19 protein-coding genes are annotated in these 24,478 nt (G+C 69.4%); 14 read left to right on the top strand and 5 right to left on the bottom strand.

The window, feature by feature from the left end; translation table 11 throughout:
* The first annotated feature begins 62 nt into the window (after positions 1-62).
* The 3 genes from test1122_RS10245 (at position 63) to test1122_RS10235 (ending at position 2,165) form a co-directional block, all read left to right on the top strand.
* Entirely contained in the window at positions 63-455 is a 393-nt protein-coding gene (locus tag test1122_RS10245) for a PPOX class F420-dependent oxidoreductase (RefSeq protein WP_232268856.1), read from the top strand.
* A gap of 79 nt (positions 456-534) precedes the next feature.
* Entirely contained in the window at positions 535-1,008 is a 474-nt protein-coding gene (locus test1122_RS10240; RefSeq protein WP_232268855.1) for a pyridoxamine 5'-phosphate oxidase family protein, read from the top strand.
* 161 nt (positions 1,009-1,169) lie between these two features.
* Complete coding sequence (locus tag test1122_RS10235) at positions 1,170-2,165, top strand: aldo/keto reductase (protein ID WP_232268854.1); 996 nt, start codon at positions 1,170-1,172, stop codon at positions 2,163-2,165.
* Positions 2,166-2,334: 169 nt separating this feature from the next.
* On the opposite strand, the gene thpR is transcribed toward test1122_RS10235, so the two are convergent.
* The 3 genes from thpR to test1122_RS10220 are packed head-to-tail and all read right to left on the bottom strand — an operon-like array spanning position 2,335 to position 4,798.
* Positions 2,335-2,931: an RNA 2',3'-cyclic phosphodiesterase gene (gene thpR / locus test1122_RS10230; protein WP_232268853.1), complete on the bottom strand. Its 597-nt coding sequence runs from the start codon at positions 2,929-2,931 to the stop codon at positions 2,335-2,337.
* 30 nt (positions 2,932-2,961) lie between these two features.
* A complete protein-coding gene (locus test1122_RS10225; protein WP_422396959.1) occupies positions 2,962-4,329 on the bottom strand; it encodes an MFS transporter in 1,368 nt (455 codons plus the stop codon).
* Between the two features lie 31 nt (positions 4,330-4,360).
* Complete coding sequence (locus test1122_RS10220) at positions 4,361-4,798, bottom strand: MarR family winged helix-turn-helix transcriptional regulator (RefSeq protein ID WP_232268851.1); 438 nt, start codon at positions 4,796-4,798, stop codon at positions 4,361-4,363.
* Between the two features lie 127 nt (positions 4,799-4,925).
* Here test1122_RS10220 and test1122_RS10215 point away from each other — a divergent pair, with 127 nt between their 5' ends.
* The 3 genes from test1122_RS10215 (at position 4,926) to test1122_RS10205 (ending at position 7,960) form a co-directional block, all read left to right on the top strand.
* Positions 4,926-5,108: a toxin-antitoxin system HicB family antitoxin gene (locus test1122_RS10215; protein WP_232268850.1), complete on the top strand. Its 183-nt coding sequence runs from the start codon at positions 4,926-4,928 to the stop codon at positions 5,106-5,108.
* A 64-nt stretch (positions 5,109-5,172) separates the two neighbouring features.
* Positions 5,173-5,445: a DUF2530 domain-containing protein gene (locus test1122_RS10210; RefSeq protein ID WP_232268849.1), complete on the top strand. Its 273-nt coding sequence runs from the start codon at positions 5,173-5,175 to the stop codon at positions 5,443-5,445.
* Positions 5,446-5,512: 67 nt separating this feature from the next.
* Positions 5,513-7,960 carry a cation-translocating P-type ATPase gene (locus test1122_RS10205; RefSeq protein WP_232268848.1) on the top strand — a complete coding sequence of 816 codons (2,448 nt, stop codon included), beginning with the start codon at positions 5,513-5,515 and terminating at the stop codon, positions 7,958-7,960.
* Between the two features lie 392 nt (positions 7,961-8,352).
* Here the strand turns inward: test1122_RS10205 and test1122_RS10200 are convergent, their stop codons facing one another.
* Positions 8,353-9,375 carry a hypothetical protein gene (locus test1122_RS10200; protein ID WP_232268847.1) on the bottom strand — a complete coding sequence of 341 codons (1,023 nt, stop codon included), beginning with the start codon at positions 9,373-9,375 and terminating at the stop codon, positions 8,353-8,355.
* Between the two features lie 93 nt (positions 9,376-9,468).
* Between test1122_RS10200 and test1122_RS10195 the strand changes: the two genes are divergently transcribed.
* Positions 9,469-10,122, top strand: coding sequence for a GDSL-type esterase/lipase family protein (locus tag test1122_RS10195; RefSeq protein ID WP_232271856.1), 654 nt, complete (start codon positions 9,469-9,471; stop codon positions 10,120-10,122).
* Positions 10,123-10,579: 457 nt separating this feature from the next.
* Here the strand turns inward: test1122_RS10195 and test1122_RS10190 are convergent, their stop codons facing one another.
* Positions 10,580-11,785, bottom strand: a complete 1,206-nt coding sequence (locus test1122_RS10190) for a cytochrome P450 (protein ID WP_232268846.1) — start codon at positions 11,783-11,785, stop codon at positions 10,580-10,582.
* A gap of 145 nt (positions 11,786-11,930) precedes the next feature.
* Here test1122_RS10190 and test1122_RS10185 point away from each other — a divergent pair, with 145 nt between their 5' ends.
* The 7 genes from test1122_RS10185 (at position 11,931) to test1122_RS10155 (ending at position 24,018) form a co-directional block, all read left to right on the top strand.
* A complete protein-coding gene (locus tag test1122_RS10185; protein ID WP_232268845.1) occupies positions 11,931-14,747 on the top strand; it encodes an FAD-binding and (Fe-S)-binding domain-containing protein in 2,817 nt (938 codons plus the stop codon).
* Positions 14,748-14,912: 165 nt separating this feature from the next.
* A complete protein-coding gene (locus test1122_RS10180) occupies positions 14,913-16,022 on the top strand; it encodes a type III polyketide synthase (protein ID WP_232268844.1) in 1,110 nt (369 codons plus the stop codon).
* 267 nt (positions 16,023-16,289) lie between these two features.
* Complete coding sequence (locus test1122_RS10175) at positions 16,290-17,192, top strand: S1 family peptidase (protein WP_232268843.1); 903 nt, start codon at positions 16,290-16,292, stop codon at positions 17,190-17,192.
* Positions 17,193-17,517: 325 nt separating this feature from the next.
* Complete coding sequence (locus tag test1122_RS10170; protein ID WP_277879821.1) at positions 17,518-19,275, top strand: acyclic terpene utilization AtuA family protein; 1,758 nt, start codon at positions 17,518-17,520, stop codon at positions 19,273-19,275.
* Positions 19,272-20,897 carry an acyl-CoA carboxylase subunit beta gene (locus tag test1122_RS10165; RefSeq protein WP_232268842.1) on the top strand — a complete coding sequence of 542 codons (1,626 nt, stop codon included), beginning with the start codon at positions 19,272-19,274 and terminating at the stop codon, positions 20,895-20,897. Before test1122_RS10170 ends, test1122_RS10165 begins: the two co-directional genes overlap by 4 nt.
* A gap of 34 nt (positions 20,898-20,931) precedes the next feature.
* Positions 20,932-22,854 carry an acetyl/propionyl/methylcrotonyl-CoA carboxylase subunit alpha gene (locus test1122_RS10160; protein WP_232268841.1) on the top strand — a complete coding sequence of 641 codons (1,923 nt, stop codon included), beginning with the start codon at positions 20,932-20,934 and terminating at the stop codon, positions 22,852-22,854.
* Complete coding sequence (locus test1122_RS10155) at positions 22,855-24,018, top strand: acyl-CoA dehydrogenase family protein (RefSeq protein WP_232268840.1); 1,164 nt, start codon at positions 22,855-22,857, stop codon at positions 24,016-24,018.
* The last annotated feature ends 460 nt before the right edge of the window (positions 24,019-24,478 follow it).

Raw genomic sequence — 24,478 nt, 5'->3', positions numbered from 1 at the left:
GCATCCGCGGCTCCACACCACTGGGCCGTTTTACGCGCCGTATGCCGGGTACGTGGCGACCCATGTCCACTCCGACCACGGCCCTGCAGCAGTTCGCCCGGGAGCGGCGCATCCGGCTGACCACGTACAACCGGGACGGTTCGCCGGTGGGCTCGGTGGCCCATATCGCCGTGGAGGGCGACCACGCGTACGTCCGTGTGCGCAGCCGGGCGGAGAAGACCGCCCGGCTGCGCCGCTACCCGGAGGCGGAGCTGACCCACGCGACGCTGGGCGGTACACCCGCCGGGGCCCCGATGAAGGCCCGCCTCAGGCGGCTCGAGGGCCACGAGGCGCGGCACGCCGCCCGCCGCCTGGCCCGCAAGCACCCCCTGATGCACGGGGTGCTGGTCCCCCTCGGCTACGTACTCCGCCTGGACCGCCCCGTCCACTACGAGCTGCGGCTGGTGGGGGAATAAGCCCGTCTCACCAGCCGGGAAGGCGTCCGCCTTGCGATGGACCCGACGGGCGGTACCTTCGGGGTAGACCGATGGGTGGGTGGCCAGAGGGCTCCGGATCACGGCGACGAAGTGGGCAAGCATCATGAGCCTCCCCAGCTTGGAAGGTGAGAGGCGTGCCAAAGCGGAGCAGCGCCTCAACGACGAGAAGACCATCTGGCTGACGACCGTGCGACCCGATGGGCAACCCCAGACATCGCCGGTCGGGTTCGTCTGGGCTGGTGCGGGGTTCCTGATTATCAGCCAGCCGAGTGCGCCGAAGATTCGGAACCTCCACAGCAACGCCAAGGTCGCGTTGCATCTCGATACGGAGCGAGAAGCTGAAGACGGTGGGGTTCTCACTCTTGAGGGAGTGGCCACTGTCGACGCGGCGCCCCTGAGCGATGACGAGGCCTCGGCCTACATCGAGAAGTATGCGGAGATGATGCGCGCTGAGGGAATCACCCCCGAAGAGGCCTTCTCCGAGTACTCCGCCGTAATCCGAGTTACGCTCGTTCGCGCCCGTGCCTACTGAGCCGGGCCGGGGCGGGCTGTCCCCGGGGCGTAGCGGCTCAACGGGCGGGTGGGAGGGAAGACCCCCACGGCGGGAAAGCCAGCAACGTACGGCCGGGCAGCAGCCTGCTCACCCGCCTGCCGCCCTTGCTTTGAGCCAGCTCGAACCGCTTGGCTGAACCCATGAAGTACACGCAGCTCGGACGTACGGGACTCAAGGTCAGCCGACTCGTCCTCGGGACGATGAACTTCGGCCCGCAGACCGATGAGGCCGAAAGCCACGTCATCATGGACGCCGCGCTTGACGCGGGCGTCAACCTCTTCGACACCGCCAATGTCTATGGCTGGGGGGAGAACAAGGGCCGCACCGAGGAGATCATCGGAACCTGGTTCGCCAAGGGCGGCGACCGTCGCGACAAGGTCGTCCTGGCCACCAAGGTCTACGGGAACATGGGCCTGGACGGCGACAGCTGGCCCAACCACGACCGGCTCTCCGCTCTCAATATCCGGCGCGCCGTCGACGCGAGCCTCAAGCGGCTCCAGACCGACTACATCGACCTGTACCAGTTCCACCACGTCGACCGCCGCACCCCGTGGGAAGAGATCTGGCAGGCCATCGATGTCCTTGTGCAGCAGGGCAAGATCCTCTACGCCGGTTCGTCGAACCACGCCGGATGGCATATCGCCCGGGCCAATGAAATCGCCGCCCGCCGGGGCAGCCTGGGCCTCGTCAGCGAGCAGTGCCTGTACAACCTCGCCGAGCGCCGTGCCGAGATGGAGGTCATCCCGGCCGCACAGGCCTACGGCCTCGGGGTGATCCCGTGGTCCCCGCTGCACGGCGGGCTGCTCGGCGGTGCGATCCGTAAGGAGCGCGAGGGCAGCGCCGCACGTTCGGCCTCCGGCCGCTCCGCGGACGCGCTGCGGAACACCAGGATCCGTGAGCAGATTCAGGCGTACGAGAATCTGCTGGAGAAGCACGGTCTGGAGCCGGGCCAGGTCGCGCTGGCCTGGCTGCTGACCCGGCCAGGAGTGACCGGGCCGATCGTCGGCCCCCGTACCACCGATCAGCTCACTTCGGCGCTGGGCGCGGTCCGGCTGGAGCTCGGTGACGAGCTCCTGGCGGCGCTGGAGGAGATCTTCCCGGGCCCGGGTCCGTCGCCCGAAGCGTTCGCCTGGTGAGCCGGAGCCGGTGAGCCGAAGCCGGTGAGCGCGGCGGCCGCGCTTGCTTCCCGCGCTTACTTACCGAGCGCGGCCGCCACCGAGACGACAGCGAACAGCAGCACCAGCGTGCCGGTCACGATACGGATACGGGTCTTGGAGTTCACACCCTCCACGGTAACCGCCTGAGTCACCCGCCCAGCGGCCAGCCCGCCACTCGCTCATAGCGGGGCCGCTCACCCGGCACTCCGGAGACCGGCGGTCGGCTGTGCAGCAGGACCAGCTCGCCAACCTCCCAGGTCACCGACGCGAAGTCGGCCAGCGCCTCGGTGTAGGGCAGCAGCGCCACCCGGCCGCCCGGGGCCCGGGGCCGGCCCCGTTCCCGGCTGCGGGCGATCGTCAGATGCGCCGTATAGGCGTGGGGGTCCTCATGGGTTACGCCCGCGCGCCGCCCGGCGGCCTGTGCGGTGGCCGCCAGGCGCGCCATCGCCTCGCGGGCCTCCGCTCCGGCGACCCCGATCCACAGCGCCCGGTCACCGAAGCGGCCGCCCCCGCTGAAGCACACCTCAAAGGGGTGGTGCCGCTTCGCCGCACGCTCCAGCCGGACGGACAGCTCGGGCAGCTTCTCCTCGGCCACCTCACCGTAGAAGGCGATGGTGAAGTGCCATCCGGCTGGCTCGGTCCACCGCAGCCGGTCAGCCCCCGGCAGGGTGTGCAGCGGGGCGACCGCGGCACCCAGCTGATGGGCTACGGACTCCGGCGGGATCACGGCGGCGAAGAGTCTCATCGCCCCAGCGTCTCACTCGTCTCTTCCGTCTCAGCCCTGCGATACCGGGCTGAGCACCCGGTCGGGCTCACGTTTCAGGGGCCCTGCGGGCGGCGCCGTACGCGCCCGGGGCACAAAGGCGACCCCGCGCGATCCCCGGCGCACCCTGACCCGCAGCCGCAGCCCGGTGATCCGGGCGAGTACCAGCCCCACCAGCGCGGCGGCCAGTACCGCGATCGCACCGCCTGCGAGCAGGCCGATACGGGGACCGTAGGTGTCCGTGATCCAGCCCATGAGCGGGCCGCCGATCGGCGTACCGCCGAAGAAAACCATCATGAACAGGCTCATGACCCGCCCCCGCATGGCCGGGTCCGTGGCCAGCTGGACACTGGAATTCGCGGTGACATTGAAGGTCAGCCCCATCATGCCGATGGGCAGCATCAGCGCGGCGAAGAGCCAGAACGACGGGGCGAGGGCCGCTGCCATCACCAGCGCACCGAAGAGCGCGGCGGCACCGACCATCAGCCGCATCCGGGAGGAGTTGCGCCGGGCGGCAAGCAGTGCGCCGGTCAACGAGCCAACCGCCATCAGGACGTTGAGCAGGCTGTATGCCCCGGCATCCTGGTGGAAGACACGGTCGGTGAAGGCGGTGAGCCAGATCGGGAAGTTGAAGCCGAAGGTGCCGATGAAGCCGACGAGGATGATGGGCCACATCAGCTCTGGCCGGCTGCGGACGTAGTGCAGCCCTTCCCGGAGCTGCCCCTTGGCCCGGGGCGCACGCTTGGTCTTGTGCAGCTCGGCGGTCCGCATCAGCAGCAGACCGGTGAGGGGCGCGATAAAGGAGAGCCCGTTCAGCAGGAAGGCCCAGCCGCTGCCCACGGCGGTGATCATGACACCCGCGACGGCCGGGCCGACGAGCCGGGCGGACTGGAAGTTGGCGGAGTTGAGTGAGACCGCGTTACGCAGCTGGAGGGGGCCGACCATCTCGGAGACAAAGGTCTGCCGGGCCGGGTTGTCGACGACCGTGGCGAGACCGAGGGCGAAGGCGAGTGCGTATACGTGCCAGACGTTCACCTGCCCGCTGAGCGTCAGCGCGGCCAGCGCGAGACCGGTCAGTCCCATCATCGACTGGGTGATGAGGAGCAGTCGGCGCTTGGGGTAGCGATCGGCGATGACACCGCCGTACAGGCCGAAGAGCAGCATGGGAAGGAACTGCAGGGCCACGGTCAGTCCGACGGCGGTGGCCGAGCCGGTGAGGCTGTGGACCAGCCAGTCCTGGGCGATGCGCTGCATCCAGGTACCGGTGTTGGACACCATCTGGCCCATCGCGAAGAGCCGGTAGTTACGGATCTTCAGTGAGCTGAACATCGAGGTCTTCTGGGGTGCGGGGGCGGAGTGTGGTCCGGGTCCCGTACTCAATGGGTGTTCGCCTCCTTTAAAAGGTCTCTCCTTACAGATGCGCGAGCCTCTCCAAAACGGGCGCCGCCTCGCGCAGCTTCGCCCACTCGTCCTCGTCGAGCTGACCGGCCAGCTCCGCCAGCCAGGCGTTCCGCTTGGTACGGCTGGCGGCGAGCATGGACTCGGCCAGCTCGGTCTGGGTGACCACTTTCTGCCGACGGTCCTCGGGGTGCGGCTCCAGCCGTACGAGCCCCTTGGCCTCCAGCATCGCCACGATCCGGGTCATGGACGGCGGCTGCACATGCTCCCTGCGGGCAAGCTCCCCGGGACTGGCGGAGCCGCAGCGGGCCAGGGTGCCGAGCACCGACATCTCGGTCGGGCTGAGCGATTCATCGACCCGCTGGTGCCTCAGGCGGCGGGAGATTCGCATGATCGAGGAGCGAAGGGCGTTCACGGCGGCAGCGTCCTGCCCCTGGGTCAGTTCCGGCATGGTCGTTAGAGTAACTCATTAGCTCGCCTAACTACCAGTGGATTTTCCGTGTTCCCTTTCACACGAAAGAGTGAGGGTGTGCGGGAAACTGACACCGCACGCCCGGCCCTCCCGGACCGTGGTCCGTATGACATCGAAGGTGCTCAGCCTGCGGATAGACGGTGAGCTGTTCAACCGGCTCAGCGCGCACGCCGCCAAACGACAGATGAGCGTCCAGGACTATGTCGTCCGGACGCTCATACGGGATGACTTCGACGAACGCTTCAAGGCCTCCGTCGAGGAGACGGAACGCTTCTACCGGCTCGGCTGAGTCCGGGGCCGCGGGCACTGGTTACGCTGGTGCCACACCAGAACCGGAGAGGCTGGCCCAGACCATGCGCTTGAAGAAGTGGACGAGCGGTGACCGCCAGGCACCGGAGCCGCTGGAGGGCAATGTCGTCGCCACCGTCACCGGCGGCACCATCATCTGGTTTGTGCTCTTCCTCGTCCAGCTCCCCTTCTACCGCTGGTACGCGGACCGTGACTACGACTGGTGGATCTGGACCTGTCTGGCCGGTGCGGGCCTGGGCCTGATCGGCATCTGGTACGTCCGCGCCCGGGAGAAGGCGATCCGCCGTACGAAGGACCAGGGCACCCCTGACCAGTAGCGACCGGTAGCGATCGGTAGCGCCCGGCTGCGCGCAAAGCAGCGGAAAGCCGCTTACCGTCGAAGACATGACGCAACGGGCCGAAGCTGACGCCGACGCCGACGCCGCCCCCGAGGCCGGGGCCGGGGAGTGCGGGCAGGACAGCGGCCAAACCCATCCGAAGGTCCCGGCTGCCAGCGGGCTGACCTCAGCCGAGGTGGCCGAGCGGGTAGCCAGAGGACAGGTCAACGACGTACCCGTACGGTCATCGCGTTCGGCCACCGACATCATCCGGGCCAATGTCTTCACCCGGTTCAACGCGATCCTCGGAGTGCTGTTCGCGATCATTCTGGTCGTCGGCCCGATCCAGGACGGCCTGTTCGGCTTTGTGATCATCGCCAATACGGGGATCGGCATCATCCAGGAGCTACGGGCCAAGAAGACCCTCGACAATCTGGCGGTCATCGGTGAGGCGAGACCGACCGTGCGCCGGGACGGGCAGCGCGCCGAGCTCCCCACCGGAGCGATCGTCCTCGACGATGTGATCGAGCTGAGCCCCGGCGACAAGGTCGTCGTCGACGGCGAGGTGGCCGAATCCGACAGCCTGGAGATCGATGAGTCACTGCTGACCGGCGAGGCCGACCCCGTGGTCAAGCAGCCGGGGGACGCGGTGATGTCCGGCAGCTTCGTGGTCGCCGGTGGCGGCGCCTTCACCGCCACCAAGGTCGGCCGCGAGGCCTACGCGGCTCAGCTCGCCGAAGAGGCCTCCCGCTTCACCCTCGTCCACTCGGAGCTGCGCAGCGGCATCAGCACCATCCTGAAATACGTCACCTACATGATGATCCCGGCCGCGATCGGCCTGATCATCAGCCAGTTGTTCATCGAGCACGCGGACGTCTACGAGGCCATCCGCCGGATGGTCGGGGGCATCGTGCCCATGGTCCCCGAGGGCCTGGTCCTCCTCACCTCCGTCGCCTTCGCCATCGGCGTCATCCGGCTGGGCCGTCAGCGCTGTCTGGTGCAGGAGCTGCCCGCGATTGAGGGGCTGGCACGGGTGGATGTGGTGTGCCTGGACAAGACCGGCACCCTCACCCAGGGCGGCATGGACGTCAGCGAGCTGCGCCCCCTCGGTGGCGCTGATGACACCTCCCTGCGGCAGGTGCTGGGCGCGCTGGGGGACGCCGATCCACGGCCGAACGCGAGCCTTCAGGCGATCATCGACGCCTTTCCGTCCGATGAGGCCAACGGCTGGCAGTGCACCGACTCACTGCCGTTCTCCTCCGCCCGCAAGTACAGCGGTGCCACCTTCGACGGGCCGGACGGCACGTCCAGCACCTGGCTGCTGGGCGCCCCCGATGTACTGCTGCCCGCCGAGGATCCCCACCTCGCCGAAACCGAGGACCTGAACGCTCAGGGGCTACGGGTGCTGCTGCTGGCCCGCGCCGAGCGGACCCTGGACGACCCCCGGGTCACCGAGGCGGTCGCCCCGCAGGCGCTGGTCGTACTGGAGCAGCGGCTGCGCCCCGACGCGGCTGACACCCTGCGCTACTTCGAGGAGCAGGATGTCGCGGCGAAGGTAATCTCGGGTGATAACGCGGTCTCCGCCGGCGCGGTCGCCAGCAAGCTCAACCTGCCGAGCGCCGACGGCCCGGTCGACGCCCGTCAGCTGCCCGACGACACGGAAGCGAAGGCCCGGGCCATCGAGGACAGCACGGTGTTCGGCCGGGTCGCCCCGCAGCAGAAACGGGACATGGTCGGCGCGCTCCAGGCCCGCGGCCACGATGTCGCCATGACCGGCGACGGGGTCAACGACGTCCTCGCCCTCAAGGACGCCGACATCGGCGTCGCGATGGGCTCCGGCTCCGAGGCCACCAAAGCCGTCGCGCAGATCGTCCTGCTGAACAACAGCTTCGCGACTCTGCCCTCCGTCGTCGCCGAAGGCCGCCGGGTCATCGGCAACATCGAACGCGTCGCCACCCTCTTCCTCACCAAGACCGTCTACTCGGTCCTCCTCGCCATGCTGGTCATCATCTGGCAGATCCCGTACCCCTTCCTGCCCCGCCATCTGACGCTGCTGTCCACGCTCACGATCGGCGTCCCGGCGTTCTTTCTGGCGCTGGCGCCGAACAAGGAACGGGCCAAGCCGCACTTCGTACGGCGGGTGATGCGGTACGCCGTCCCGGCCGGTCTGATCGCCGCGACCGCGACATTCACCGCGTATCTGCTGGCCCGGCTCTACTACTCGGGCCCGGGGGAGCTGGACGCGGAGACCAGCGTGGCGACGCTGACCCTCTTCCTGGTGGCGATCTGGGTGCTGCTCATCGTCGCCCGGCCCTATACCTGGTGGCGGATCGGTCTCGTGCTCACCATGGGACTCTGCTTCCTGGTTGTGCTGGTCGTTCCCTGGCTGCAGGAGTTCTTCCGGCTGAGGCTGGTGGGCGCGGTGATGCCCTGGACGGCGGTCGCCATCGCGGCAGCGGCGGCGGTGAGCCTGGAGTTCTGCTGGCGCCTGGTCGCCCGCAAATTCCCCACGTGATCGGTTACTTCGGTCCCCCTTCGGCTTCCCGCCGTGGGTGGGTCGGGGGCGGTCCGGGGTGGGCCGTTCCGGACCCATGATTTACGGCCCGACGGCCGGTTACGTTGAGCTGGCCGGTGAGGCCCGTGTCGGACCACAAATCACGGGCAAGCGTCCGGAACAACCCACCCCTACCCACCCCCTCACGCCGCCTGCCGACTGCGGGGGCGTCGCGTCGATATGGTCTGCCCAACCGGGTGGCGGCCACCCGAACCAAGTGGCCGCCACGGCGTTTCACTTCGCCGGCATGCCCGGCCTGACCATCAACGCCCCGGCGGTGGAGGTCCAGCCCGCGCGGTACGCCGCTTGGACCGCGTTAGCCGAGCAGGGCTGACCGCGCCCCGTCTGTCCCTTCAGTCGCGGCGCCGGAACAGCCGCCGCAGCCCCATCCATGCCCCGGCCGCGACCGCGAAGACCACCCCGCCGAGGACGAGGTTGCTCTCCTGCCCGGAACCGGGGGCGTCGCCCCCCGAGCCACCGGACTTCCCGGGGCCACCCGCCCCCTTCTCCCCTTCCGTCTCCTTCTCCTCCGGCTCTGCCACGCTGACCGGCAGCTGCTCCCCGGACAGCTCCACTGGCCGTACCTCGCTGCGCTCGCCCTCCGAGCCGTACATCAGCGTCCGGCCGTCCGGGGTGAAGGTCATCGACTCCCCCTGCCGCTGGATGGGCACGCTCAGCCGTCCGATCCGCTTGGGCTTTCCGTCCTTCCACGCGTACATGATCCCGCCGAAGTAGCCGCGCACCGCGAGTCGGCTGCCATCCGGGGAGAAGGCGGCGTCCGTCGCCCATAGATCGATACCGGCGACTCGTTGGAAGGTGTTCACACCGCTGCTCGACAGCTCCTCGGGCCCCGCGTACAGCCCATCCCCGTCCTCGTTCTTGCCGACGATATAGACCCGGCCCGTGGTGGGGTGCACCGCCAGCGACTCGGCGTCGCGGGGGCCGTCCGCGTAGCGCACGGTGTAGCGGGTGGGCTGGATGGTCTGGTCGCGCAGCTCCTTGGGCTCGGCGAAGCGGTAGATCCACACCTCGGGCCAGTTCCCCCCGAGGTTGTCCCCGATATCGCCCACGTAGATATCACCGTCGGGGCCCATGGAGATCGCCTCCAGGTCCCGTCCCTCGATGCCGCTCAGTGAGATCGTAGCCACCGTCTTACCGGTCTTGCTGTCCACCGCGTAGACATTCGGCGCGTAGCCGCTGTCGTTGTGCGTCCAGTAGATCCCCTTATGGGTGCTGCTGGCGGCCAGCCCGCTGGACTCGACGATCCGCGAATCCTCGATGGTGAAGGACTCGGGCCCCTCGGCGACGGCCACCCCCACCGGTCCCGTCACGACCAGCCCCACCGCAACGGCAAGCGCGCAGACACTTTTTCGCATGGTGCTAAGCCTGCCACTCCCAGCGAAATGCCGCGTGACCGGCATCACGTCGAGGTCAGGGTGGTTATCCGGGAAGATGACCCAGTGCGGATCATGTGCGTCGGCGACTCGATGACGATCGGTAGCGCCGGCGACTTCACCTGGCGCTACCGCCTCTGGCAGCACCTGTGCCGCACGTACGGCGGGCCGTTCCGGCTCGTCGGGCCGCGTGACGCGCTGTTCGGGGATTCCTACGACTACGGCGACCCCGGCTTCCCGGAGCGCGCCCGGCACCATCTCGCCGGCTGGGGCGAGGGGTGGCTGCAGATGACCCCCTTGATCGCTGACGCCGTCCGCATCCACCGGCCCCACACGCTGCTGGTCTCCCTCGGCCTGATAGACCTCGGCTTCTATACGAACGCCGAGCAGACCGCCGCGAACGTCCACCGCTTCATCACGGAGGCCCGCTCGGCCAAACCGGATGTGCAGGCGGTACTGCTGCCGGTCATACCCAATATCCGCGCCGAGTCGGACCCCGACTTCGGTACGGAGTGCGAGCGCTTCAACGAACTCCTGGCCAAGGCAGTCGCCGACCACTCCACACCCGCCTCCCCCCTCCTCCTGGCCTCAGCACCACCGGACTACGACATCCACCGCGACACCTACGACGGCACCCACCCGTCACCGAGCGGCGAGCACCGCATCGCGGCGGCCTTTGCCGACGCGATGCACCAGGCCTGGGCCGTGGGCGGCCCGTATAGCCCTTAGTGACCCACTGCGTGGCCTGATGGCGGCTCGCCAGCTACTGGGTTGTCCGGCGAATCGAGCCACACCGTTTCGCTGTCGGCCGCGACCGTGACACCGAACCGGGAGACTTCCGGACGCCCGGCGTTACGCCACCACGCGGCGGCGTCAGCCAGCTCGGCGAAGAGGTCACGGGGCCCCACTGCTTGACCCGGTACGTACCGTCAGCCCGTAGCCGCGCAGCCGCAGGTGAGCGGGCCGCTACGTGAGGGGGTGGGGTGGGGGCACCTCCCAGCCGCCAGGCTGGGGGAGGGGTGGGTTGTTCCGGACGCTTGCCCGTGATTTGTGGGCCGACAGGGGCTTAACCGGTTGACTCAACGCCGCCGCGCGTCGGGCCGTAAATCATGGGTCCGGAACGGCCCACCCCGGACCACCCCCGACCCACCCACCGGCGGAAGGCGGGTGAGGCGACGCATCCGCGTCACCACGTGACCGGGAGGGCCAGGGGGTAGCGCCAGATGGAGCTGGTGTTCCACTTGACCTCGCCCGGCGGGACCGCCAGCCGCAGTGCCGGGTAGCGGGTCAGCAGCGTCCCGATGGCGACCTCAAGCTCCATGAGGGCCAGATGGGAGCCGATGCAGTGGTGGCTGCCCCAGCCGAAGGTCATATGCGCCGTACCGTCCCGCTCCAGGTCCAGCTCCTCGGGGTGGTCGAAGGTCTCCGAGTCGCGGTTGGCGGCCAGGTAGGACACATGGACGGTGTCGCCCTCGCGGATGGTCACGCCGCCCAGCTCGACGTCTTCGGTGGCGATCCGCGGGATCCCAACCCCCTTGCGGAAGGGGATGAATCGCAGCAGCTCCTGGAGGGCCTGCGGCAGCAGCTCCGGGTCGGCGCGTAGCTTGGCCAGCTGCTCAGGGTGGGTGAGCAGGGTGTAGGTGATGTTGCTGATCTGATACGTGGTGGTGTCGTGTCCGGTGAGGAGCAGGACCATGCCCATCACCGCCAGCTCCTCGTCGTCCAGCACCTCCGCTCCGTCCCGCGCCTGCGCCAGCGTGCTGAGCAGGTCCTCGCCAGGCTCGCGGCGCCGCCGGGCGGTGAGCTCCGTGAAGTAGGAGCGCAGCGCGGCCTTGGCGGTCAGCTGGCCATCGCGGTCGGCTCGTCCGGTACTCATCAGGGCGACGGCGTTGCGCCGCAGCTCCGGCCGGTCGGCCTCGGGGACGTCCAGGAGTTCGCAGATGGTGGTGAGGGGAAGGTGTGCCGCCAGGTGCGCGGCGACGTCGGCGGGCGGTCCGTGTTCCTCCATGGCGTCGAGCAGGCTGTCCACGGTCTGCTGGGTCCTGGGCCGCAGCTGCTCGACATGCCGGGTGGTGAATCCCTTGGCGACCAGTCGCCGGAGCCGGCTGTGCTCCGGAGGGTCCATGAGGTTGATCGCTTCGTCCTGGACGATCGGTTCCGGAGTCATCCGCGGGAAGTCGCGGCCGGTGACGGCCTTGCGGCTGAAACGGCGGTCGCTGGTGACGGTACGGACGTCGTCGTACCTGGTGGCGAGCCATGCGGTGCCCTGGCCGTACGGCATGCGGATACGGGTGAGCGGGGCCTCGGTCATGAGCTGTCGCAGCTGCGGGTCGAATTCCAGAGCGGTGACATGGGTGAAGGAGCATGTCGGTACGGAGCTGGATGTATTCATGACTGAACCTCCTTTGGGGGCAAAGCGGTCCAACTCTCCCCATAGGGAAGGCCACTCATGTCTGCGTAGCGGTGAATTAACCCATATGGGAAGCGCATCGGTGAGTGCGCGCGCTGGACGGCGTGTGTGGGGGCACGCTGGGAGCATGACTGAGGAACGGGATATCACGGGATTGGCGGCTGAGCTTCGCGAGGTTGTGCGGGGCGAAGTGGAGTTCGACGCGGCGAGCAGGGCCCTGATGACGATGGACGCCTCCAACTACCGCCGGGTCCCGGTCGGCGTCGTCGTGCCCCGTGACGATGAGGACGTCGCCGCGGCGCTCGCGGTGTGCCGGCAGCGCGGCGTGCCGGTGGTGGCACGGGGGACCGGTACGTCCATTGCCGGGCAGGCCACGGGGGCAGGGGTCGTACTGGACTTCACCCGCCATATGAACCGGATCGTGGAGATTGACGCGGAGACACGGACCGCCGTGGTGCAGCCGGGGGTGATCCTTGATGAGCTGCGGTCGGCGGCGGGGCGGTACGGGCTCACCTTCGGCCCTGATCCGTCGACGCACAGCCGCTGCACCCTCGGGGGGATGGTGGGGAACAACGCGTGCGGGTCCCATTCGGTGGCCTGGGGGACTACCGCTGACAATGTGCGGGAGTTGACCGTCCTGACCTACGGGGGTGAGCGGGCGCGCCTCAGCCCGGGTGGGGACGGTGTCCCCGCGCGGCTGCGCGAGGGCGGGCTGGAGCTGGTGCGGGGAGAGCTGGCACGGCTGCGGACGGGATTTCCGGAGCTGCCACGGCGGATCTCCGGGTACGCGCTGGATGAGCTGCTGCCGGAGAAGGGGGAGGACTGGGCCCGCGCCTATACGGGGAGTGAGGGCACCCTGGGTGTGCTGACCGAGGCGACCGTCGGGCTGGTGGCGGCCCCGGGGGCCCGGGTGCTGGCGGTGCTGGGTTACGGGGACGAGAGCGGGGCGGCGGAGGCGGCGGCCGGGCTGCTGCCGTTCGAGCCGCTCACCGTGGAGGGCATGGCCAGTGACCTGGTGGGGAAGGCCGCGCGGGCCCCGCTGCCGGGGGGCGGAGCCTGGCTGTTCGTGGAGGTGGGGGGTGACAGCCCGGAGGAGGCACGGTGGCGGGCGGAGGCGCTGTGCCGGGCCGCTGTCGCTGATGGTGCCGGTGACTATGCCCTGGTCACGAAGGCGGCGGAGCAGCGTGCCCTGTGGCGTATCCGGGAGGACGCGTCCGGCACGGCGACCCGGATGCCGGACGGCTCCGAGGCCTGGCCCGGCTGGGAGGACTGCGCGGTGCCGCCGAAGCGGCTGGGGGCGTATCTCCGGGACTTCCGGGCGCTGTTGCGCGACTACGAGCTGCGCGGGCTGCCGTATGGGCACTTCGGGGACGGGTGCATTCATGTGCGGATCGACTTCGATCTGCTGAGCGAGGAGGGCATCGAGCGGTTCCGGCGCTTCTCGTACGACCTCGCCGATGTCGTGGTCGCGCATGGCGGCTCGCTGTCGGGGGAGCACGGCGATGGGCAGGCGCGGGCTGAGCTGCTGCCGAAGATGTACGGCGAGGAGATGGTCGCCCTCTTCGGCCGTTTCAAGGATCTCTGGGACCCGGCGGGCAAGCTCAATCCGGGAATGCTGGCCCGGCCGCACCGTATCGACGAGAACCTCCGCTTCGCCGTGCTGCCGCAGGAGCCGGTGGACGTGGCCTTCGCCTATCCGCAAGACGGTGGCGACTTCTCGGCCGCCGTCCGCCGCTGTGTCGGGGTCGCCAAGTGCCGTAATACGACTGCCGGTGCGAATGTGATGTGCCCGTCCTTCCGGGCGACCGGTGCCGAGCAGCACTCGACGCGGGGGCGGGCCCGGCTGCTGCACGAGATGCTGGCGGGGGACGTCATCACCGATGGCTGGCGGTCGCGGGAGGTGTACGAGGCGCTCGATCTCTGTCTGTCCTGCAAGGGGTGCAAGAGCGACTGCCCGGTCGGCGTGGATATGGCCACGTACAAGGCAGAGTTTCTCTCTCACCACTACGCGGGCCGACGCCGCCCGATGGCGCACTATTCGATGGGCTGGCTGCCGCTGTGGCTGCGGCTGGCGGCGGCCGGCCGGGTGGCCCCGCTGCTGAACGCGGCGGCCAGCACTCCGCTGGCGGCGCTGGCCAAGCGGATGGGTGGCATCACACCCGAGCGTGCTGTTCCGCCGCTGGCCCGTACGCCCTTCACCCGGTGGTGGCGGGGGCGGGAGGGGGAGCGGGAGGCGGCCGGTCAGCGGGTCGTGCTGTGGCCGGACACCTTTACCAACTACCTCTCTCCGGAGGCCGGATCGGCGGCGGTTGAGGTCCTCGAACAGGCCGGGCTCCGCATTACGGTCCCGCCGGAGCCGGTCTGCTGCGGCCTCACCTATGTCTCCACCGGCCAGCTCGACCGGGCCCGTAAGGTGCTGCGCCGCACCCTGGACCGGATGGAACCGGCCCTGGCCGCCGGGCTTCCCGTTGCCGTACTGGAGCCGCCCTGCGCGGCGGCGCTCCGCACTGATCTGCCCGAGCTGCTGCCGGAGGATTCACGCGCCCGGGAACTCGCTTCGGCCGTACGAACCTTCGCACAGACCCTGGAGGAGTACGCCCCGGAATGGGAGCCGCCGCGCGTTGACCGGCCGGTGGCCGGACAGACCCACTGTCACCAGCACGCGGTCATCGGCGACGCCGCCGACCGCCGACTGCGGGAACGGGCCGGGCTGACCGGTCAGCTGTCCACCGGCTGCTGTGGGCTCGCGGGGAACTTCGGCTTTGAGAAAGGCCATTTCGAGGTCTCCCGGGCCTGCGCCGAGGACCAGCTCCTGCCCGCTGTACGACGGGCCGACCCACGGGCCGAGCTGCTTGCCGACGGCTACTCCTGCCGCACCCAGCTCGCCCAGCTCGGTGGCGCTCATGCCCGTCATCTCGCGGAGGTGTTGGCCGAACGGTTGTAGACGGCTGGGGCGGTAAGCGTCATCCCATCGAGTTAGTTTCAGAGATTTTTGTGGGATTTCCGTCCGACATATTCCAAAATTCGGAAGTGGGCATGAACAAGCGGGCGTGAACCACGGGGCTTTGACCACGCTCCGGGGCTGAGGCGAGGGGGAAGATACCGCATTATGGCGACTCTGTGCAGGCCTGCTGTTTCCGTTCCAGAGTTTGTGATCACCATGGAGCAGACCCTCGATCTGGCCCGCTCTGTGCACGCTGACCATCCACAGCTGGGCCTGGCGCTGCGGTTGATTGAGAACACGGGAGTACAGAAGCGGCATATTCTGCAACCGATCGAAGAGACGCTGCGGCATCCCGGGTTTGAAGCACGTAACGCGCTCTACGAAGCCGAGGCAAAGGCACGCGTTCCGGCGGTCATCTACCGTGCGCTGGACGACGCCGGACTCCGCACCGCCGACATCGACTTGATCATTTACGTCTCGTGCACCGGCTTCATGATGCCGTCGATGACGGCGTGGATGATCAACACCATGGACTTCTCGAGCGACACCCGCCAGCTGCCCATCGCCCAGCTCGGCTGTGCCGCCGGTGGCGCGGCGATCAATCGCGCACATGATTTCTGTACGGCCTACCCCGATGCCAATGCCCTCATCGTCTGCTGTGAGTTCTGCTCACTGTGTTACCAGCCCACGGATCTCGGCGTCGGGAACCTGCTGTCCAACGGCCTGTTCGGGGACGGCCTGGCCGCCGCGGTGGTGCGCGGACAGGGTGGTACGGGCATGGCGCTGGAGCGCAACGGCTCGTATCTGGTGCCGGACACCGAGGACTGGATCGCCTACCGGGTCCGCGCCACCGGATTCCACTTCATGCTGGACAAACGGGTGCCGACGACCATGGAACCGCTGGCGCCAGCCCTGCGGAGCCTCGCCGCCCAGCATGGCTGGGACGCCTCTGAACTGGACTTCTACATCATCCACGCGGGTGGTCCACGGATTCTGGATGACCTCAGCCGCATTCTGGGGGTGCCGTCCGAGGCGTTCCGTTTCAGCCGTGCCACGCTGGCCGAGTACGGGAACATCGCCAGCGCGGTGGTGCTGGACGCGCTGCGCAGGCTGTTTGACGAGGGTAGCCCGGTCGACTCCGCGCGTGGCCTGCTCGCTGGCTTCGGCCCTGGCATCACCGCCGAAATCTCCGTCGGTCGGTGGGTATTGCGGGGCACCTGCCGGGCGCCGGCCATCCCCCACAGCCGGTCGGGCGCCATCGGCCGACGGCCATGACTGGCGTGCCGCCAGAAAAGGTATCCACCAAACGAGTAAACCTCGGAGCCCGCTCCCGCGTCTGAACATCTGACGTGACCAATGCCCCGGCAATTGTCTTTCCCCGTGCTGAGATCGGTGCTGAGAATTCTTTGACGCAGGTGCGGTGTTGCTCTTAATCTATGCCCAACATCCTTGTGTGCCGGGCAGGTTGGGCTCACGCATTCTCTTTGGTGTGCGCATTCGCCTGGCGGAATCCATTCTCATGGAAGAGGAGCCACCCCACCTATGCGACCCACCCTGCGAATAGCCGCGGCTGGTCTTGCCTCGACCGCCGCGGTGGCGCTCATCGCGACCACTGCCCCGACGGCTCAGGCCGCCCCTTCCGGTGCGGACCGGGCCAAGCCCGGCGCCCGCATCGTCGGTGGCGGCGATGTGTCCAACGACGCCTACCCGTTCATGGTCGCTCTGCTGAGCAAGGGCAAAGGAAACGCGAAGAAGCGGCAGTTCTGCGGCGGCAGCCTGGTCAACCCGTATGTCGTCATGACCGCCGCCCACTGCGTCGACCACCAGCAGCCGAAGAATCTGCAGGTGGCGGTCGGCCGAACGGTCCTGTCCAACGCCCAGCAAGGGCAGATCCGCAACATCAGAAAGCCCCAGGGCGAGGGCGACCCCGGCGGCATCGTCGTCCACCCGCGTTACGCCAAGGGGGAGCAGGCCTACGATGTCGCCTTCCTCGAACTGGCCAAGCCGGTGACGGGCATCAAGCCCATCAAGATGCCCACGGCGGGCACTGACGCGCTGATCCGCCCCGGTGCCAAGGCGACCGTGATCGGCTGGGGCAACACCGACACCGATCTGCCGCACTCGCCGGACCGGCTGCGCAAGGTCAATGTGCCGATCCTCTCGCACAACGAGTGCAAGGTGGCCTACAGCGACTACGACCGCAAGGTCAATATCTGCGCTGGGAAGGAAGGCAAGGACTCCTGCCAGGGCGACAGCGGTGGCCCGATCTTCCGCAAGGTGCCGGGCCGTGAGGACATCATCCAGATCGGTGTTGTGTCGTGGGGCGACGGCTGTGCGGAGCAGGGGGCGCCGGGGGTCTACACCTCCACCAGCTCCGCCAAGCTGTGGAACACGCTGGGTGAGTCCCCGGAGGGCAAGCGGCTGAAGCAGCGCCTGAAGCGCTGACGCGAGCGCCGTCGCCACCGGAGGGTGTCCCCGTATCCCGCCCCTTCCCGGCTGTACCCGGTGTGCGGCTCCGCCGCGTGGCGGGGCTTCGCCCCGGGGGTGGGTTTCCCCGTATCCCGCCCCTTCCCGGAAACCGGGGCTTTGCCCCGGGCCCCGGGGTTGGGCGGGTGCGGGCCGGTGGCCGGTGTTGTGCCCACCCACAGCCCCTCGCGGGGCTGCGAGTGCCCACAACGCTGGGGGTCTGGGGGCGTCAGCCCCCAGTTTCGGGAAGGGGCCGGGTTAGGGGAAACCCACCCGCGGCCCCGGAGGGAAAAGTAGAGCAAGCATGCTTGATTGTTTCTCTGGTCGGTGCCACGCTGACGTGGCACCGACAAGGGAGGGGCCAAACGTGCTGCGCATCGCAAACGCCTCCGGCTTCTACGGCGACCGCTTCGACGCCCTGCGCGACATGCTCACCGGCGGCCCCCTGGACGTCCTCACCGGCGACTACCTCGCCGAGCTGACCATGCTCATCCTCGGACGCGGCCAGCAGCAGGACCCGGCCCGCGGTTACGCCACCACCTTCCTGCGGCAGCTGGAAGAGGGGCTCGGCCTCGCCCAGGCCCACGGCGTCAAGCTCGTCAGCAACGCGGGCGGCCTCAACCCCGCCGGACTCGCCGACGCCATCCGGGAGCTGGCCGACCGGGTCGGTGTCCCCGTACGGGTAGCCCACGTTGAGGGTGACGATCTGCGCGGCGCCCGGCAGTGGGGCGAGGACGTGATCACCGCCAACGCCTACCTCGGCGGTGCGGGCATCGCCGAGTGCCTGCGGGCGGGCGCCGATGTGGTGGTCACCGGCCGGGTCACCGATGCCGCGCTGGTCACCGGACCGGCCGCCGCGCACCACGGCTGGGCCGCCGATGACTGGGACGCGCTGGCCGGGGCCGTGGTCGCCGGGCATGTGCTGGAGTGCGGTACCCAGGCCACCGGCGGCAACTACGCGTTCTTCGGCGAGCACGATGTCCGGCGCCCCGGCTTCCCCATCGCCGAGATCCACCCGGACGGTTCAGCGGTCATCACCAAGCACCCGGGTACGGGCGGTGCGGTGACCGCCGGGACCGTCACCGCGCAGCTCCTCTATGAGACCGGTGGCGCCCGCTACGCCGGACCCGATGTCACCGCCCGGCTCGACACCGTGCGGCTCGTCGGGGAAGGGACCGACCGGGTCCGTATCGAGGGCGTACGGGGCGAACCCCCGCCGCCCACGCTCAAGGTCGGGCTCACCCGGCTCGGCGGCTTCCGCAATGAGGTCGTCTTCGTGCTCACGGGGCTGGAGATCGAGGCCAAGGCAGCACTGGTCCAGGAGCAGATGGCGGACGTGCTGGGCAAGCGCAGGCCGGGCCCGGAACAGGTGAGCTGGTCGCTGGCCCGCACCGACTGGCTGGACGCTCCGGTGCAGGAGGAGGCCAGCGCCGTCCTCCGGCTCGTCGTCCGCGACCGTGACCCCGACGCCGTGGGCCGCTTGGTGAGCAGCGCCGCGGTTGAGCTCGCCCTGGCCAGCTATCCCGGCTTCCACCTCACCGCGCCACCCGGCAAGGCCTCGCCCTACGGCGTGTTCGAGGCCGCGTATACGGCGGCCGAAACGGTCACGCACACCGCCGTACTGCCCGATGGCCGCCGTATCGGGGTGCCGCCCGCGCCCCGGAGCCAGGAGCTGGCCGAGGTGCCTCAGCCGCCCCTGCCCGAGCCGCTGACCGGATACGGCGCCACCCGCCGCGCCCCGCTCGGACTGGTCGCCGGGGCACGCAGCGGCGACAAGGGCGGCAGCGCCAACGTCGGGGTATGGGCACGCGATGGGAACCAGGAGACCTGGCGATGGCTGGCGCACACGCTGACCGCCGACCGCTTCCGCGCCCTGCTGCCGGAGACCGCTGAACTGCCCGTCGTACGGCATGTGCTGCCGAACCTCAGGGCGCTGAACTTTGTCGTCGACGGGCTTCTCGGTGAGGGCGTCGCCTCGCAGGCCCGTTTTGATCCACAGGCCAAGGCGGTGGGGGAGTGGTTGCGCGCCCGCCATCTGGAGATACCGGAGGTGCTGCTGTGACCGTGCTGACGTCCGGGCTCGACCCGACGGGTGCCGACTACGCGGCTCATCGTGCCGCCATGCTGGAGAAGCTGGCCGAGCTGACGGCCGAGCACGCCAAGGCCCTGGCGGGCGGCGGTGAGAAGTATGTGCGGCGGCACCGGGAGCGCGGCAAGCTGCTGGCCCGGGAGCGGATCGAGCTGCTGGTCGACCCCGATACGCCGTTCCTGGAGCTGTCCCCGCTGGCAGGCTGGGGCAGCGACTATACGGTCGGGGCGTCGCTGGTCACCGGAATCGGGGTGATCGAGGGCGTGGAGTGCCTGATCACGGCCAACGACCCGACGGTACGCGGTGGCGCCAGCAACCCCTGGACGCTGCGCAAGGCGCTGCGTGCCAATGAGATCGCGTACGCCAACCGGCTGCCCTGCGTCAGCCTGGTGGAGTCCGGGGGCGCCGATCTGCCCAGCCAGAAGGAGATCTTCATCCCGGGCGGTGCCCTCTTCAAGGACATCACCCGGCTGTCGGCGGCCGGGATACCGACGATCGCGGTGGTCTTCGGCAACTCCACGGCGGGCGGGGCGTACATCCCGGGGATGTCGGACCACGTGATCATGGTCAAGGAGCGCTCCAAGGTTTTTCTGGGCGGCCCGCCGCTGGTCAGGATGGCGACCGGGGAAGAAGCCGATGACGAGGAGCTGGGCGGCGCGGAGATGCACGCCCGCACCTCGGGCCTCGCCGACTACTTCGCCGTCGACGAGCCGGACGCGCTGCGGCAGACCCGGCGCGTGGTGGCCCGCCTGAACTGGCGCAAGGCCCAGCCCGATCGGGGCCCGGCGCCCCCGGCACCCCCGGCACCCCCGCCCAAGTATCAGGAGGACGAACTCCTCGGCATCGTCCCCGGGGACCTCAAGGTGCCCTTCGACCCACGCGAGGTCATCGCCCGTATCGTCGACGCCTCCGACTTCGACGAGTTCAAACCGTTGTACGGGGCGAGCCTGGTGACGGGCTGGGCCCAACTGCACGGCTATCCCATCGGCATCCTCGCCAACGCCCAGGGCGTGCTGTTCAGCGCGGAGTCACAGAAGGCCACCCAGTTCATCCAGCTGGCCAACCAGCGCGACGTTCCGCTGCTCTTTCTGCACAACACCACCGGCTATATGGTCGGCAAGGAGTACGAGCAGGGCGGCATCATCAAGCACGGCTCGATGATGATCAACGCGGTGTCGAACTCGACGGTCCCTCATCTGTCGGTGCTGATGGGCGCCAGCTACGGCGCCGGTCACTACGGCATGTGCGGCCGGGCCTATGATCCCCGCTTCCTTTTCGCCTGGCCCAGCGCCAAGTCGGCGGTGATGGGGCCACAGCAGCTCGCCGGGGTGCTGTCGATCGTGATGCGGGAATCCGCGGCGGCCAAGGGCAAGCCGTACGACGAGGCCGCGGAGGAGAAGGACGCCGCGCTGCGCGCCATGGTGGAGCAGCAGATCGAGACGGAGTCCCTGCCCATGTTTCTGTCCGGGCGGCTGTATGACGACGGCGTGATCGATCCCAGGGATACCCGGACCGTCCTTGGCCTGTGTCTGTCCGCCATCCACACCGCGCCGGTCCAGGGCGCGCGGGGTGGCTTCGGCATCTTCCGGATGTGACGTCGGATGTGACGTCGGATATGAGGGGCCTTCGGTGATTCACTCTCTGCTTGTCGCCAACCGGGGCGAGATCGCCCGCCGTATCTTCCGTACCTGCCGGGAGCTCGGCATCCAGACGGTCGCCGTGCACTCGGACGCCGACGCCGACGCGCGCCATGTCCACGAGGCTGACGCGGCCATCCGGCTGCCCGGCGACGCCCCCGCCGAGACCTATCTACGCGGCGACCTGATCGTCAAGGCCGCCCTGGCGGCGGGCGCGGACGCCGTGCACCCCGGCTATGGCTTCCTCTCCGAGAATCCCGGCTTCGCCCGCGCCGTGCTGGACGCCGGTCTGGTCTGGGTCGGCCCACCGCCGGAGGCGATGGCTGCCATGGCCTCCAAGACCCGCGCCAAGGAGCTGATGCGTACGGCCGGGGTGCCGCTGCTCGCGCCCCTGCGGCCCGAGGCGGCCACCGCTGCGGACCTCCCGCTGCTGGTCAAGGCGGCCGCGGGCGGCGGCGGGCGCGGTATGCGGGTCGTACGTGAACTGGCCGCCCTGCCGGGTGAGATCGCCGCCGCGTCCCAGGAAGCGGCGTCCGCCTTCGGCGACGGGGAGGTGTTCGTCGAGCCGTACATCGAGCGCGGCCGCCATATCGAGGTCCAGGTTCTGGCTGACCGGCACGGCACGGTCTGGGCGCTGGGCACCCGGGACTGCTCGTTGCAGCGCCGCCACCAGAAGGTCATCGAGGAGTCCCCGGCACCCCATCTGGGCGATGAGCTGCGGGAGACCCTGCACACGGCGGCGGTCAAGGCCGCCCGGGCCGTGGACTATACGGGTGCGGGCACGGTCGAGTTCCTCGTATCGGCCGATGGCCGCCCGTACTTTCTGGAGATGAACACCCGCCTCCAGGTGGAGCACCCGGTGACCGAGTGCGTCCACGGTATCGATCTGGTCGCCCATCAGATACGTATCGCGGAGGGCGAGCGACTGGCGGCCGAACCCCCGCCCGCCTCGGGCCACGCGGTGGAGGCCCGCCTCTACGCCGAGGACCCGGCACGGGAGTGGCAGCCCCAGACCGGGCGGCTGCACCGGCTCGCCGTGCCCGGCGGCGTACGCCTCGACAGCGGGGTTACGGACGGCGATACCGTCACCCCGTACTACGACCCGATGCTCGCCAAGGCCGTCGCCTGGGCGCCGACGCGGAGCGAGGCGCTCCGGCGGCTCGCGCACGCGCTGGAGCGTGCCCGTATCCACGGCCCCGTCACCAACCGTGAGCTGCTCGTACGGTCCCTGCGCCACCCGGATTTCGCGGCCGCCCGCCTCGACACCGGCTTCTACGACCGTCACCTGGCCGAGCTGACAGCCGCTGAGCCCCGCGCCACCGGGCTTTCCGCGCTCGCCGCCGCGCTCGCGGACTCCGTCGGCCGTTCCCGCTTCGGCGGCTGGCGGAACGTACCGTCCCAGCCGCAGACCAAGACCTACCGATCCGAGCCGGACGGCACCGAGCACGAGGTCCGCTATCTCCTGAACCCGCACAACGGCGGTCTGACCTCCGAGAACTACCCAGGCGTACGGACCCTGGCGGCGGCCCGGGACCGCGTCATCCTTGAAACGGACGGCGTCCGCCGCGTCTTCGACGTCGCCGTATACGACGACAGCGCCGTATACGTCGACTCGCCCCTCGGCGCCCACGCCTTCACCGCGCTGCCCCGCTTTACCGATCCGGCCGCACGCACCGAGCCCGGATCCCTGCTCGCGCCGATGCCCGGGACCGTCGTCCGGATCGCCGACGGGCTGGCGGTCGGCGACACCGTGGTGGCCGGGCAACCACTGCTCTGGCTGGAGGCCATGAAAATGGAGCACCGGGTCACCGCTCCCGCCTCCGGAACGCTCACCGCACTGCCCGCCGAACCCGGCCATCAGGTCGAGGTCGGTGCCCTGCTCGCCGTCGTAGCCGCTGTATCGGAGGAAACCTAAGTGACTCACGCCCTGCTGGAGACCGAGGAACACCGAGCCTTGCGGGCGGCCGTCGCCGCGCTCGGACAGCGCTACGGACGGGACGGAGGGGACGGACGGGACGGCAAGCGCACCGACGAGCTGTGGTCCGAGGCCGGTGAGCTCGGCTATCTCGGGGTCAACCTCCCCGAGGAGTACGGCGGCGGGGGCGGCGGTATCGCCGAGCTCGCCATCATCCTGGAGGAGCTGGGCGCGGCGGGCTGCCCGCTGCTCATGATGGTCGTCTCACCTGCCATCTGCGGCACGGTCATCGCCCGTTTCGGCACCGATGGGCAGAAGCGCCGCTGGCTGCCCGGACTGGCTGACGGCAGCCGCAAGATGGCCTTCGGCATCACCGAGCCCGACGCGGGCTCCAACTCCCACCGGATCACCACGACCGCCCGCCGTGACCCCGGCACCGGCGACTGGCTGCTCACCGGCCGCAAGGTCTTTATCTCCGGCGTCGATATCGCCGACGCCACGCTTATCGTGGGCCGCACGGAAGACGCGAAGACGGGCAAGCTGAAGCCCTGCCTCTTCATCGTGGACCGCGACACCCCTGGCTTCCAGCGCAACCTCATCCCCATGGAACTGGCCGCCGCCGAGAAGCAGTTCGAGCTGGTCCTCGACGAGGTCCGGCTCCCCGCCGACGCGCTGATCGGCGATGAGGACGCCGGGCTGCTCCAGCTCTTCGCCGGGCTCAACCCCGAACGCATCATGACCGCCGCGTTCGCCCTCGGCATGGGCCGTTACGCACTCACCAGGGCGCTCGACTACGCCCGTACCCGCACCGTCTGGAAGGAGCCGATCGGCGCGCACCAGGCCATCGCCCACCCGCTCGCCCAGGCCCATATCGAGCTGGAGCTCGCCCGTTTGATGACCCAGAAGGCCGCCCATCTCTATGACGCGGGCGATGACGCGGGCGCGGGGGAGGCGGCGAACATGGCCAAGTACGCGGCGGCGGAGGCGAATGTCCACGCCGTGGACCAGGCGGTACACACGCTTGGCGGAAATGGCCTGAGCACGGAGTACGGGCTGGCCGGCCTGCTGGCCGCCGCGCGGGTGGCGCGGATCGCGCCGGTCAGCCGGGAGATGATCCTCAACTACGTCTCCCACCAAACCCTGTCCCTCCCCAAGTCCTACTGAGCCATTCCTAACGGCGGCCTCGCACCGTTCGGCGCCTGGGGCGCCTCTCGGGCTTCGGCCGCCTGCGCCGGACTCCGTCCGTCGGTGGTTGTGGCTGAGCGCCGCTGTCGGCGGAGGGATTCCCCTAACCCAGCCCCTTCCCGAAACCGGGGGCCGCCGCCCCCAAACCCCCACCCTCCAGTGTTGTGGGCAGTCGTTCCGCAGGGCGGAACGGGTGGGCACAACACCGGCCACCGGCCCGCACCGAGCCAACCCCGGGGGCCCCGGGGCGAAGCCCCGGTTTCCGGGAAGGGGCGGGATACGGGGACACCCACCCCCGGCACCCCCGCAGCCGGGCGAAGCCCCGCCGCGCGGCCGAGCCGCATATCGGTACAGCCAGGAAAGGCGGGGTACGGGGAATCCCACCCCCGGCACCCCGCAACCGGGCGAAGCCCCGCCACGCGGCGGAGCGGATTGGGGA

This window comes from Streptomyces gobiensis (genome assembly GCF_021216675.1).
GTDB classification, from domain to species: Bacteria; Actinomycetota; Actinomycetes; order Streptomycetales; family Streptomycetaceae; genus Streptomyces; species Streptomyces gobiensis.
Note: the sequence above shows the minus strand (reverse complement) of the source record. Positions and strands in the feature narration are given on the sequence as shown.

Excerpts from the sequence above, each read along its gene's own strand:
- test1122_RS10245 (WP_232268856.1), top strand. The coding sequence starts at position 63 with ATGTCCACTCCGACCACGGCCCTGCAGCAGTTCGCCCGGGAGCGGCGC.
- test1122_RS10235 (WP_232268854.1), top strand. The coding sequence starts at position 1,170 with ATGAAGTACACGCAGCTCGGACGTACGGGACTCAAGGTCAGCCGACTC.
- thpR (WP_232268853.1), bottom strand. The coding sequence starts at position 2,931 with ATGAGACTCTTCGCCGCCGTGATCCCGCCGGAGTCCGTAGCCCATCAG.
- test1122_RS10220 (WP_232268851.1), bottom strand. The coding sequence starts at position 4,798 with ATGCCGGAACTGACCCAGGGGCAGGACGCTGCCGCCGTGAACGCCCTT.
- test1122_RS10215 (WP_232268850.1), top strand. The coding sequence starts at position 4,926 with ATGACATCGAAGGTGCTCAGCCTGCGGATAGACGGTGAGCTGTTCAAC.
- test1122_RS10210 (WP_232268849.1), top strand. The coding sequence starts at position 5,173 with ATGCGCTTGAAGAAGTGGACGAGCGGTGACCGCCAGGCACCGGAGCCG.
- test1122_RS10205 (WP_232268848.1), top strand. The coding sequence starts at position 5,513 with ATGACGCAACGGGCCGAAGCTGACGCCGACGCCGACGCCGCCCCCGAG.
- test1122_RS10200 (WP_232268847.1), bottom strand. The coding sequence starts at position 9,375 with ATGCGAAAAAGTGTCTGCGCGCTTGCCGTTGCGGTGGGGCTGGTCGTG.
- test1122_RS10195 (WP_232271856.1), top strand. The coding sequence starts at position 9,469 with ATGTGCGTCGGCGACTCGATGACGATCGGTAGCGCCGGCGACTTCACC.
- test1122_RS10190 (WP_232268846.1), bottom strand. The coding sequence starts at position 11,785 with ATGAATACATCCAGCTCCGTACCGACATGCTCCTTCACCCATGTCACC.
- test1122_RS10185 (WP_232268845.1), top strand. The coding sequence starts at position 11,931 with ATGACTGAGGAACGGGATATCACGGGATTGGCGGCTGAGCTTCGCGAG.
- test1122_RS10180 (WP_232268844.1), top strand. The coding sequence starts at position 14,913 with ATGGCGACTCTGTGCAGGCCTGCTGTTTCCGTTCCAGAGTTTGTGATC.
- test1122_RS10175 (WP_232268843.1), top strand. The coding sequence starts at position 16,290 with ATGCGACCCACCCTGCGAATAGCCGCGGCTGGTCTTGCCTCGACCGCC.
- test1122_RS10170 (WP_277879821.1), top strand. The coding sequence starts at position 17,518 with ATGCTTGATTGTTTCTCTGGTCGGTGCCACGCTGACGTGGCACCGACA.